Raw genomic sequence first — 12,384 nt, 5'->3', positions numbered from 1 at the left:
GGGGGGGGGGGGGGGGGGGGGCGGGGGCGGGGCGGCCCCCCCACCCCCCCCCGCCCCCGAGGGCCGCCGCCGGGGGGGGGGGGCCGGGGCTGGTGCTCGGCGTGCTGCTGGCGACCTGGGCGTTGCACACCCGTGCCGCCGCCACCAACCTGATCGCCACCACCGGCTGGCTCTGGCTGCTCGCCGTGGTGTCGGTGGTGGACGGGGTGCTCTCCGGCCGGGGCCTGACCACCGCCCAACTCGGCATCTGGCAGATCAGCGCGGACAGCGCCCGCTTCTGGATCCGTGACTACTTCTACTGGCCGGGGGCGCTGCTCTCGCTGGGCTCCGCGCTGGTGATCGGGGTGCTGGCCGCCCGGCGCGCGACCCGGTCGCCGCGGGTGCGGGTGGGTGCGGCCGCCTCCGGCGCGGCCGGGCCGCTGCTGGTGGCGTTGGCGTACCTGCTGGCCGTACCGCGACTGGCCGGGATCGCCGCCGAGCAGTTGTCGGCCCACCTGATCGCCCCGTACGCGGTGATCGCCGGGGTGGGCGGCTCGATGCTGATGGCCGCGCTGGCCCAGCGGGCCGACCGTCGGGGCGGCGCGGAGGCGGAACCGCCGATCGACGCGACCGCGACGCCGGCCGGCCCCGACCCGGCGGAGCCGGCCGGGCCTGCCTCGCAAACGTCCGTCGAGCCCGAGCCGGAGAGCACGCCGGGCACCGAGCCGGCCGGCGAGGCCGGCCCCGGTTCGCCGCCGACGACCGCGGAGAAGCCGGACGCGTCACCCGGCCGCGCCGGCGAGCGGCCCGCGTCGCCGAGTCGCGCCGCACGGACCGGTGCCGATCGTCGGGGCCGGACGGTGCCGCAGCAGCGGCAGCCCGAGGTGGTGCCGGACCGGCCCGCCGGCAGCCGCGACGAGGAGCCGGGCCCGGGCGAGTCGGGCACCGAGAACACGCCGGCCGGGCCACCGCCCGAGTCGGCGTCCCCGACCGTCGAACCGAAGACGCGCCGCCGCGCCCGCTGATCCCGCCCGACTCCGACAGCCGGCCCGACAGTCAGCCGGCCCGACAGTCAGCCGGCGTCCGGCCGGCACGACGCAGGCGAACCGACGGATACGCTCCGTCACGTCTGCACGGGAGGAAACCGCGGGAAGCGATATACCTCCAGGGCATATTTATGCCTCTGTGTCATACCGCTCCGGACCAACTTCCTTCCTGACGGCGACACGCCCGGGTGGCCAGCGAACAGCCGGGCCGGCGACGATCAGTCGACGGGCCAGGTGTGGACGGGCTCGTTGGTGCGTTGCAACTCGGCGTAGCGCTGGACCATGTGGTGCAGCGCGGCCTTCCGGTCCATGCCCCGGTGCCGCTCGGCCGCCCACACCGTCTCGGTCTGCCAGACCGCCCCGTTACGGCCGGTACGGCAGCGCCCCTCGATCACGCCGAGGAGGCGGTCCCGCTCGGCCGGGGCGACGCCGAACCGGTCCAGCCCCTGGGCGGCCACCGGCAGCAGCGTGTCGAGGACGAGCGTGGTGACCGGCACGTCGCCGAGCTTGGGCCAGTGCAGCACCGCGTCGATGCCGCGCCGGGCCGCGGCGTGGAAGTTCTCCTCAGCCGAGCTGAACGTGAGCTGGCTCCAGATGGGCCGGTCCGACTCGGCGAGGCCACGGGCGAGCCCGAAGTAGAGCGCCGCGTTGGCGAGCATGTCCACCACGGTCGGGCCGGCGGGCAGCACCCGGTTCTCCACCCGCAGGTGCGGGCGGCCGTTCATGATGTCGTAGACCGGCCGGTTCCAGCGGTAGACGGTGCCGTTGTGCAACCGCAGCTCGCCGAGCTGGGGCACGCCGCCGGCGTGCAGCACCTCGACCGGGTCCTCCTCCTCGCAGATCGGCAGCAGCGGCGGGAAGTAGCGGACGTTCTCCTCGAACAGATCGAAGATCGAGGTGATCCAGCGTTCGCCGAACCAGACTCGCGGGCGTACGCCCTGGGCCTTCAGCTCGTCGGGCCGGGTGTCGGTGGCCTGCTCGAAGAGCGCGATGCGGGTCTCCGCCCAGAGCTGCCGGCCGTAGAGGAACGGCGAGTTGGCTCCGACGGCCACCTGCACGCCGGCGATCGCCTGGGAGGCGTTCCAGTGGTCGGCGAAGCTGTCCGGGGCGACCTGGAGGTGGAACTGGAGGCTGGTGCAGGCGGCCTCCGGTGCGATCGAGTCGGTGTGCGTCCGCAGCCGCTCGATGCCGTTGATGTCCAGCTCGATGTCCTCGCCGCGGGCGCCGACGATCTGGTCGTTGAGCACCCGGTAGCGCTCGTCGGTGGAGAGGTTGTCGGCGACCAGGTGCCCCTCGGTGAGGGTGGGCAGGATGCCGACCATCACGATGGTGGCGTCGGACTTGGCGGCCCGCTCGTCGGCGCGGCTGAGGCTGCCACGCAGATCCTGCTCGTAGTCGCTGAACCCGGTGCCCTCGATCAGCCGGGGCGAGGCGTTCAGTTCGAGGTTGAACTGCCCCAGCTCGGTCTGGAAGAGCGGGTCGGCGATGTCGGCCAGGATCTGGTCGTTGCGCATGGCCGGTTCGGCGGCGGCGTCGACCAGGTTCAGCTCGATCTCCAGCCCGGTCATCGGCCGGTCGGCGTCGAAGCCGAAGTCGTCGAGCATCAGCGCGAAGACGTCCAGGCATCGCCGGACCTTCTGCCGGTAGCGGACCCGATCCTCCCGGGAGAAGGCGCCCTGCTCGACGTCCCTGCCCATGTGTCCTCCCGGCGCCGGTGCCACGGAACCGTTGGCGTTCCGCAACGCATTGTGAACCATTCACGTGGTGTGCGTAAGAGCGCCCGGCTCGTGAACCGCCGACCGGGCGCAGGTCTGCACCTGTACCCCGCCACCGCCCCGCCCAGCGCCGTTAACCAGCGAACAACACGTGACAATCCGCACCCGGCGCGGCGGGGGTGGGAGACGGGGACGGGCCCGCACCGTCGGTGGACGGTGCGGGCCCGTGGGTCCGGCGAGGGGCTCAGCCCTGGCGGATGGCCTCGCCCTCGATCTCGATCTTGACCTTGCGGCCGACCAGGACGCCACCGGTCTCCAGCGCCACGTTCCAGGTGAGACCGAAGTCCTCCCGGTCGATCTCGGTGTGCGCGGAGAAGCCGAAGATGTCCTGCCCGAAGGGGCTGCGGCCGACGCCCTCGAACTCGACCTGGAGGTCCACCGGACGGGTCACGCCCTTCACGGTCAGCTCACCGGCGAGCACGAACTCGTTGCCCTCGCGGGACTTCACGCCGGTGCTGCGGAACTCCAGCGTCGGGAACTGCTCGGCGTCGAGGAACTCCGGGCTGCGCAGGTGCCCGTCCCGGTCCGCCTGCGCGGTGTTGATGCTGGCCGCCTGGATGCTGGCGGTGACCGAGGACTGCAGCGGGTCGTCGGTGACGGTGATGGTGGCGGTGGCGTCGGCGAACTCGCCGCGTACCTTGCTGACCATCATGTGCCGGGCGACGAAGCCGACGCGCTTGTGCGCGGCGTCCAGGAGGTACGTGCCGGGGGCGGGGATGGTGAGACCCTCCCAGTCGCGGGTAGTCGCCTCGGTGCTGCTGGTCATGATGCGCTCCTCCGGAGAAGATTGTTTAGTAGCCCAACGACTGACTGAGCAACTATAGCCACAGCAATATTCCCTGTGTCAAGTGTTGCTAGGATGGTGACGTGGATCAGAACGTGTTCGACGACCCCCGGATCACCGCCGTCGGCCTGCTCGTCGAGGCGCACGCCGGGCTCTCCGCCCGGTTCGCGGCCCAGTTCGAGGAGCACGGACTCTCCCCGGTCGAGTTCGAGGTGCTCACCCGGCTGGCCCGTTCCCCCAACAACCAGCTCCGGATGACCGACCTGGCGGCCCAGACCTCGCTCTCCACCAGCGGGGTGACCCGGGTGGTGGACCGGATGGAGCGGGACGGCCTGATCCGTCGGCGGGCCTGCCCCTCCGACCGGCGCAGCTCGTTCGCGGTGGTGACCGCCGCGGGCCTGGGCCGGCTGGACGAGATCCTGCCCGGCCACCTGAAGATCATCGAGCAGTGGTTCACCGGCCAGCTCGAACCGGCCCAGCTCGACGGGCTTCTGGACGGGTTGCGCCGGGTCCGGGACGCGGTCCACCCCGGCGCCACGGCCGGCAGCACCGAACCGGCCGGGAACGCCGCCTGCTGAGGCCGGTCGCTACCCGCCGGTCACCGGCAGAATGACCGGCAGAACCGCCGATACGCCAGGGCAAAAGCGATCAATAACGCCCAAAGTAGTCGGGGTGGCTGGATAAGCTTTCGACGCGGGGGAGCACCGGGGGGTGCCGGCGCGAGCGTGGAGCGAGGGGCAGCACCAGGGGGCTACTTCGCTCGCGCCACCCCCGCGCCCTCCGCCACAGCGGCCCGGCATCAGCTCCGGCCCGGGCGTCCCCGCTGCGCAGCCAGCGCGTAGAGCAACTCCTCCTCACGGGGCAGCAAATTCACGCCGGTGATCTGCCGCGCCCGGTCCAGTCGGTCCAGCACGGCCGGGTCGCCGGTGCTGGCCGCCAACCCCACCAGCGCCTCGACCAGATCCCGCCGGTCCGCGCCCCCGGCCGCCGCTTCCGCCGCCGTGGCGAACCACTCCGCCGCCAGCTCGCGATCGCCGCGGTGCAGCGCCACCTGGCCCTCGATCAACGCGCGGAGCGCGTCCTCGGTGTGGGCGTCCCGGCCCGTACCGGCCGGTTCCCACCGCTCGACGGCCGGTGCGCGACGCGCGGCCGGCACCGGGCCGGACGGCCACAGCTCGGTCACCACCGCGAGCGCCTCGTCGTCCCGCCCCTGGAGTGCGAGCGCCAACCCGACCGTACCGATGGTCCGGCGACGCCGCCCCGGATCACCCAGCTCCACGAGCGCGGACGCCGCCCGCCGACCCTGCTCGACCGCCTCGGCGTAACGACCCTCCAACCGCGTCAGCTCGGCCAGATCGGCCCGCGCCAGCAGGCGGAGTCGCTGGTCGCCGCACTGCGCCGCCAACCGGTCCACCGTGGCCAGCCGCCGCCGGGCGTCGGCCAACTCCCCCACGCGTACGTCGTGCCAGGTCAGGTGGTGCTGCGCCACCGCCATCTCGCGTACCCGGCCGTGCCGGGTGGCCAGCGTCAGCGCCGCCTCGGCCTGCGCACGCGCCTCGTCGTGGGCCCCGAGGCCGCGCAGCACCGCGCAGAGCACCGACCGGGCGGACAGTTCCCCGGTCACGTCGCCGACCTCGGCGAAGACGGCCAGCGCCGCCCGGGCCGCCGGCAGCTCCTCCGGCCCCGCACCGTGCTCCGCGGCCAGCCGCGCCGACCCGAGCAGCGCCCAGGCCCGCAGCACCGGGCGGGCGTCGGCGGTACGCGGATCGGCCAGCAGCCGCCGCAGCCACCGACGGCCGGAGACGTCCCGTCCGCGCAACCGCCACCACCGGGGCAACGCGGCGGCCAGCAGCAGCGCGGTGGCCGGCGCCTCCTCGGCGGCGTACGCCAACGCGGCGATGATGTCACCGGTCGCCTCGTCGAGCAGGTGCACGGTGCCGGGCAGGTCCGCGCCGACCAGGCCGGGCGCGGTACGCCGGACCAGTGCGGCGATCACCGACGCGTGCCGGAGCCGGATCGCCGCCGTCTCGCCCGCCAGGTCGGCCTGCTCGGCGGCGAAGTCGCGGACCGCGTCGAGCAGCCGGAACCGGAACGGGCCGGCGCCCCGGACGCTCAGCAGGCCCAGCTCGCTGAGCCGGTCCAGCAGTGGCACCGCGTCCCACCGGTCGTCGCCGTCGGCGAGCAGTTCCTCGGCCAGCGCGACCGACCAGCGGTTACGGAAGGCGGAGAGCCGGCGCAGCGCGGCGCGTTCGGCCGGGGCGAGCAGGTGGTAGCTGGTCGCGACCGCCTCCCGCAGCGTCACCGTGCCGGCGACCCGGTCGGCGGGTGCCCAGCCGGGACGCCCGCCGGCCAGGTCGAGGACCCGGTCGCCGTACCGGTCCAGCAGCTCGGGGACGTCGAGGATGCGGCCCCGCGCCGCCATCAGCTCGATCGCCAGCGGCAGGCCGCCGAGGCGGCGGACCAGCGCCGCGAGCGCCGGCAGCTCGGCCGGGGCGGGCGGCGCGTGCCGGGCCTGGGTGAACCGGGCGGCGAAGAGCGCCGCGGCGGGCCAGCGATCCAGGTCGGCCCGGTCCGCCGGCTCGGCGCCGGCGGGGGGCACGTCGAGCGGGGCCACCGGCCGGACCAGTTCGCCGGGCAGCCCGACCGGACGACGCCCGGTCGCCAGGATCCGTACGGTCGGCGCGGCGGCGGTCAGCGTCCGCACCGCCTCGGCCACCGGCCCGGGCGCCCGCTCGACGGCGTCGACGAGCAGCAGCGCCGGTCGGCCGGCGAGCCGGCAGGGCAGGTCGGCGAGGCGGCTCACGCCGAACACCGTCACCGAGGCGGCGAGCACGTCGGCGGCGTCCGAGCCGTCGCCGACCAGCACGCCGACCACGCCGCCGGGGTGCCGGGCCGCGACCGCGTGGGCGACGGTGAGCGCGAGCGCGGTCTTGCCGACGCCGGCGAGCCCGACCAGGCTCACCACCGGGTGCGCGTCGAGCAGGGCGGTCACCTCGGTCACGTCGCGGTCCCGGCCGAGCAGCGGTACGGGCTGGGGCAGCGCGACCGGCGTACCCGGATCGGCCTCGACCGGCGCGGCGGCCGGCGCGGGCCGGGCGGTGGCGACGAACTCCCGGCGGGCCGAACCGGTCAGGCCGAGCGCGTCGGCGAGCAGGTCGACGGTGGTGCGTTGGGGTCGGGTCGCGTGCCCCCGCTCCAGATCGCGAACGGTCCGCACGCCCACGCCGGCCCGGCCCGCCAGCTCGGCCTGGGTCAGGCCGACGGCGAGCCGGTGCCCGCGCAACAGATCGGACAGCGCCGCCCGACCCCCCGGGCTCCGCGAACGATCATGTTCGGGAGTCATGGGCAGGAAGAGTACGGAGGGGATCCGACGCTCCACAGTCCACGGTCAACCACCCGACCGTCCGACGCCGATATCCGACAGACGGCCGAGTCGGGCCTCGGTCACATGCCGAGGTCGCGCGCGATGATCATGCGCTGCACCTCGCTGGTGCCCTCGCCGATCTCCAGGATCTTGGAGTCGCGCCAGAAGCGGGCCACCGGGTACTCGTTCATGAAGCCGTAGCCGCCGTGGATCTGGGTCGCCTCCCGCGCGTTGTCCACCGCGACGGTGCTGGCGTGCAACTTCGCGATCGCCGCCTGCCGCTTGAACGGCTCACCGGCGAGCATCCGGGCGGCGGCGTCGTAGTAGGCCAGTCGGGCGGTGTGCGCCTTCAGCTCCATGTCGGCGATCTTGAACTGGATCGCCTGGTAGTTGCCGATCGGCTGGCCGAACGCCTGACGCTCCTTGGCGTACTTGATCGACTCGTCGACGCAGCCCTGGGCCAGACCGACCGCCAGCGCGGCGATGGCGATCCGGCCCTCGTCGAGGATGCGCAGGAACTGGGCGAAGCCCCGGCCGCGCTCACCGAGCAGGTTGCCCGCCGGCACCCGGCAGTCGTCGAACGTCAGCTCGTGGGTGTCCGATGCGTTCCAGCCGACCTTGGAGTAGCCGGGCGCGACCGTGAAGCCGGGCGTGCCCGACGGCACGATGATGGTGGACAGCTCCTTGCTGCCGTCCGGCTTGGTGCCGGTGACCGCGGTGACGGTGACCAGCGCGGTGATGTCGGTGCCGGAGTTGGTGATGAACGCCTTCGAGCCGTTGATCACCCACTCGTCGCCGTCCAGCACCGCCCGGGTCTGGGTGCCGCCCGCGTCCGAACCGGTGCCCGGCTCGGTGAGCCCGAAGCCGGCCAGCGCCTCGCCGCTGAGCAGCTTCGGCAGCCACCGCTCCTTCTGCTCCGCGGTGCCGAACCGGTGGATCGGCATCGCGCCGAGCGAGACCGCCGCCTCCAGCGTGATGGCCACGCTGGAGTCGACCCGGGCCAGCTCCTCCAACGCCAGGCAGAGCGCGAAGTAGTCGCCGCCCATGCCGCCGTGCTCCTCCGGAAACGGGAGCCCGAACAGCCCCATCTTGCCCATCTGGCGGACAACCTCGTACGGGAAGGTGTGGTTCTCGTAGTGCTCGCCGATCACCGGGGCGACCACCTCGCGCGCGAAGTCCCGCACGCTCTCCCGCAGCGCCTGCTGCTCCTCGTCGAGCCGGAAGTCCATGTCGATCCTCCTGGAAGGGGGCGGGCCGCCGGGCGCTCGTGACGCCGGGAGCGGCGGAAGCGTCAGGAGGGTCCCCGTCCTCTGCACCAGGCGTTAAGAGGGGGCCCGTCCTTACCGGTCAGACGGGGGTGACGCCGTGGCGGCGGGTGGAGAAGTGGCGGGACTTGGTGCGGGCGGCGGCGTACCGGCGGACCAGCTCGGCGCGCAGTTCGTGCGGCTCGACGATCGTGTCCACCACCAGCTCGCTGGCGAGCCGGACGACGTCGATGTCGCGCTCGTACTCCTCGCGCTTGGCGGCGACGAACGCGGCCCGCTCGTCGGCGTCGGCGATGGCGGCGATCTTGTTGGCGTAGACCGCGTTGACCGCGGCCTCCGCGCCCATCACCGCGATCTTCGCGGTGGGCAGCGCGATCGTGGCGTCGGGCTCGAAGCCGGGGCCGGCCATCGCGTAGAGACCCGCGCCGTACGCCTTGCGGACCACCACGCAGATCTTCGGTACGGTGGCCTCGGAGATCGCCGTGATCATCTTCGCGCCGTGCCGGATGATGCCCTGCTTCTCCACCGCGCTGCCGACCATGAAGCCGGGCACGTCGCTCAGGAACAGCAGCGGCACGTTGAACGCGTCGCAGAGCTGCACGAACCGGGTCGCCTTGTCGGCCGAGTCGACGAAGAGCACGCCGCCCTTGAACATCGAGTTGTTGCCGACCACGCCGACGACCTCGCCGTTCAGCCGGCCGAAGCCGATGGTCAGCTCCTTGGCCCAGAGCGCCTGGATCTCGAAGAAGCTGCCCTCGTCGAGCAGGCCCTTGACGTACCGGCGCATGTCGAACGCCTGCCGCTCGCTGGCCGGGACCAGCGCGGCCAGGTCGGCCTTCTCCGGCGCCGGCTTCGCCTCGACGGCCGGCGGGTCCTGCTGCCAGTTCGACGGCAGGTACGACAGGTAGGTCCGCACCACGTCGAGCGCGTCGTTCTCGGTCTTGCAGAGGAAGTGCCCCACGCCGGACTCGGCGCAGTGCACCTTGGCGCCACCCATCGCTTCGAGGGTGGTCTTCTCGCCGGTGACCATCTCGACCATGCGGTCGGAGCCGAGATACATGCTGGCGTTGCCCTCGACCATGGCCACCACGTCGCAGAACGCCGGGATGTAGGCCCCGCCCGCCGCGCTCGGCCCGAACAGCGCGCAGACCTGCGGGATCGAACCCGAGGCGCGGACCTGGTTCCAGAAGATCTTCCCGGCGCCGCGCCGGCCCGGGAAGAGGTCGACCTGGTCGGTGATCCGGGCGCCGGCGGAGTCGACCAGGTAGACCATCGGGACGCTTGTCGAGTAGGCCCGCTCGATGATCCGGATGATCTTCTCGACGGTACGCGCGCCCCAACTGCCGGCCTTGACCGTGGAGTCGTTCGCCATCAGGCAGACCGGCCGGCCGTCGATGGTCGCGGTGCCGGTCACCACGCCGTCGGCGGGCAGGCCGTCGGCCATCGCGTTGGCGTAGAGCCCGTCCTCGACGAAGGAGCCCTCGTCGACCAGGTAGGCCACCCGCTCGCGGGCGAAGAGCTTGCCCTTGGCGGCGTTGGCCGCGTGGTATTTGTCCGCACCGCCGGCGCGGGCGCGCTTGCGCAGCTGCTCCAGTGCCTCACCGTCGAGCGTCACGCCGACTCCCTCTGCCACCCACCGACCTGAACGATCGTTAGGCTACCCCACCCCCACCCCCTCCGGCGACCCACCGCCCCCACCCCACCCCCACCCCACCCCCACCCCGCCCCCACCTCCGCGATCTTGCACTTCCGGCCCCGACATATGGCACAAAAGACGCATGGCAAGGGCCCGAAGTGCAAGATCAACGGGGAGAGGGGCGGGGAGAGGGGCGGGGACGGGAGGGGCGGGGGGTCAGGAGGGGCGGGGGGTCAGGCGGGTTCGGGGGCCGGCTCGGAGGACGCCGGAGGGGAGCTTCTTGTCGAGCAGGCGCTCGGCCAGCTCGGCCGCCTCGATCAGGGCGTCCAGGTCGATGCCGGTCTCGATGCCCATGTCGTGCAGCATGTGCACCGCCTCCTCGGTGGCCAGGTTGCCGCTCGCCCCCGGGGCGTACGGGCAGCCGCCGAGGCCACCGACGCTGGCGTCGAACTCGGTGACCCCCAGCTCCATGGCGGTCAGCATGTTCGCCAGGGCGGTGCCCCGGGTGTTGTGGAAGTGCAGCAGCACCGGGACCTGAGCGTTGCGGTCGCGTACGGCGGTGACCAGCTCGCGGACCCGCCGGGGCGTACCCATGCCGGTGGTGTCGCCGAAGGCGACGCGGTCCGCGCCGTCCCGGACCACCCGGTCCACGATGGCGGCCACCCGCGTCGGGTCGACGTCACCCTCGTAGGGGCAGCCGAAGCTGGTCGCCACGATCACCTCGGCGGTCGCGCCCGCGTCGTGCAGCAGCGCGATCAGCTCGGCGATGTCGTCGAGCGACTCGTCGGTCGAGCGGTTGACGTTGCGCCGGTTGTGCGTGTCGCTGGCCGACACCACCACCTCGATCTCGGTGAAGCCGGCGGCCAGGGCCCGCTGCGCGCCCCGGGTGTTCGGCACCAGCGCCGAGTAGCGCACGCCGTCGACCTTCTCGGCCCGCTGCCACACCTCGTCGGCGTCGGCCATCTGCGGGATGGCCTTCGGGCGCACGAAGGAGACGGCCTCGATGCGGCGGACCCCGGTCCGGGACAACGAGTCGAGCAGCTTCACCTTCGAGTCGGTGGGGATCGGTTCCTCGTTCTGGAGCCCGTCCCGGGGACCGACCTCGCGGATGCTCACCGACGTGGGCAGTTCCGTCATCAGGTTCACCTCACTCGTGTCGAAGGTCAGCGCATGCGGGAGACGATGCCGGTGTCGTAGTCGCCGGAGCGGAACTCCGGGTTCTCCAGCAGCTCGGCGAAGAACGGCAGGTTGCACTTCGGGCCGGCGACCTCGAACTGCGCGACCGCCGCCCGAGCCCGCTCGACGGCCTCCTCCCGGGTGTCACCGCTGACGATCAGCTTGGCCAGCAAGCTGTCGTAGAACGGGGTGACCGTGTTGCCGGCGACGTAACCGGAATCGACCCGTACGCCGGTGCCGGACGGCTCGTTCCAGGTGGTGATGGCGCCGGGGCCGGGCAGGAAGCGCTTCGGGTCCTCCGCGTTGATCCGCAGCTCGATGGCGTGCCCGCGCGGGGTGAGCGCGTCCGGGTCGAACGTCGGCGGCAGGCCGGCGGCCACCCGCAACTGCTCCTCGACCAGGTCGACGCCGTAGACGTACTCGGTGACCGGGTGCTCGACCTGGAGCCGCGTGTTCATCTCCAGGAAGAAAAACTCCTGCGTGGTGGGGTCGAGCAGGCATTCGACGGTGCCCGCGTTGCGGTAGCCGACCGCCTCGCCGGCCCGGACCGCGGCGGCCAGGAACCGCGCCCGCAGCTCCTCCGAGACCGCCGGGGAGGGGGACTCCTCGACCAGTTTCTGGTTGCGCCGCTGTACCGAGCACTCGCGCTCGCCGAGCGCCACCACCCGGCCGTCGGCCAGGCCGAGGATCTGCACCTCGACGTGGCGTACCCGGGGGAAGTACCGCTCGATCAGCACCGAGCCGTCGCCGAACATGCGCTCGGCGAACGCGCGGACCTTGTCGTACTCGGTGCGCAGCGCGACCTCGTCGACGGCCACGCCCATGCCCATGCCGCCGCCACCGGCCGCGGCCTTGACCATCACCGGGTAGCCGATCTCGGCGGCGGCGGTGACCGCCGCGTCCAGGTCGGCCGCCGGCTCGGTGGTGCCGGGCGCGACCGGGACGCCGGCCGCCGCCATCAGGTTCCGAGCGTTGATCTTGTCGCCCATCGCGGTGATCGCGTCCGCGCCGGGCCCGACCCAGACCAGGCCGGCCCCCTCGACGGTACGGGCGAAGTCGGCGTTCTCCGACAGGAAGCCGTAGCCGGGGTGGATCGCCTGCGCGCCGGTGCTCCGGGCCGCGTCGAGGATCGCCTCCACGTTGCGGTAGCTCAGCGCCGGGTTGGCCGGGCCGACGCAGACCGCCTCGTCGGCCTCGGTCACGAACGGCAGGTCGGCGTCCGCCTCCGAGTGCACCGCGATCGCCCGCACCCCGAGCCGTCGGGCCGTGCGGATGACCCGGCGCGCGATCTCCCCACGGTTGGCCACCAGCAGCGAATCAAACATGTTCGGCAAGGAAGGGCCCCTTCTCGACGCCTGA

9 protein-coding genes are annotated in these 12,384 nt (G+C 73.0%); 2 read left to right on the top strand and 7 right to left on the bottom strand.

Annotated elements, in window-relative coordinates; translation table 11 throughout:
• Positions 1-101: 101 nt before the first annotated feature.
• Positions 102-1,004: a hypothetical protein gene (locus ACLQ2W_RS02360; RefSeq protein ID WP_425785053.1), complete on the top strand. Its 903-nt coding sequence runs from the start codon at positions 102-104 to the stop codon at positions 1,002-1,004.
• 239 nt (positions 1,005-1,243) lie between these two features.
• On the opposite strand, the gene ACLQ2W_RS02355 is transcribed toward ACLQ2W_RS02360, so the two are convergent.
• A complete protein-coding gene (locus ACLQ2W_RS02355; RefSeq protein ID WP_425785052.1) occupies positions 1,244-2,722 on the bottom strand; it encodes a glutamate--cysteine ligase in 1,479 nt (492 codons plus the stop codon).
• 262 nt (positions 2,723-2,984) lie between these two features.
• A complete protein-coding gene (locus tag ACLQ2W_RS02350) occupies positions 2,985-3,566 on the bottom strand; it encodes a YceI family protein (RefSeq protein ID WP_107158171.1) in 582 nt (193 codons plus the stop codon).
• A 101-nt stretch (positions 3,567-3,667) separates the two neighbouring features.
• Between ACLQ2W_RS02350 and ACLQ2W_RS02345 the strand changes: the two genes are divergently transcribed.
• The gene (locus tag ACLQ2W_RS02345) at positions 3,668-4,162 is read left to right on the top strand and encodes a MarR family winged helix-turn-helix transcriptional regulator (RefSeq protein ID WP_107158170.1); all 495 of its coding nucleotides are present in this window, start codon (positions 3,668-3,670) and stop codon (positions 4,160-4,162) included.
• A 221-nt stretch (positions 4,163-4,383) separates the two neighbouring features.
• Here the strand turns inward: ACLQ2W_RS02345 and ACLQ2W_RS02340 are convergent, their stop codons facing one another.
• From ACLQ2W_RS02340 to ACLQ2W_RS02320, 5 genes are all read right to left on the bottom strand, one after another.
• A complete protein-coding gene (locus tag ACLQ2W_RS02340; RefSeq protein ID WP_425785051.1) occupies positions 4,384-6,927 on the bottom strand; it encodes an ATP-binding protein in 2,544 nt (847 codons plus the stop codon).
• 101 nt (positions 6,928-7,028) lie between these two features.
• A complete protein-coding gene (locus ACLQ2W_RS02335) occupies positions 7,029-8,177 on the bottom strand; it encodes an acyl-CoA dehydrogenase family protein (RefSeq protein WP_281933805.1) in 1,149 nt (382 codons plus the stop codon).
• A gap of 118 nt (positions 8,178-8,295) precedes the next feature.
• Complete coding sequence (locus tag ACLQ2W_RS02330; RefSeq protein ID WP_425785050.1) at positions 8,296-9,828, bottom strand: acyl-CoA carboxylase subunit beta; 1,533 nt, start codon at positions 9,826-9,828, stop codon at positions 8,296-8,298.
• 237 nt (positions 9,829-10,065) lie between these two features.
• A complete protein-coding gene (locus ACLQ2W_RS02325) occupies positions 10,066-10,977 on the bottom strand; it encodes a hydroxymethylglutaryl-CoA lyase (protein ID WP_425785991.1) in 912 nt (303 codons plus the stop codon).
• A 35-nt stretch (positions 10,978-11,012) separates the two neighbouring features.
• A complete protein-coding gene (locus tag ACLQ2W_RS02320; protein ID WP_425785049.1) occupies positions 11,013-12,350 on the bottom strand; it encodes an acetyl-CoA carboxylase biotin carboxylase subunit in 1,338 nt (445 codons plus the stop codon).
• Positions 12,351-12,384 lie beyond the last annotated feature (34 nt).

Source organism: Micromonospora sp. DT227 (assembly GCF_049841835.1).
GTDB lineage: Bacteria > Actinomycetota > Actinomycetes > Mycobacteriales > Micromonosporaceae > Micromonospora.
The sequence above is the reverse complement of the archived record's forward strand: the minus strand, read 5'-3'. Positions and strand labels throughout refer to the sequence as shown.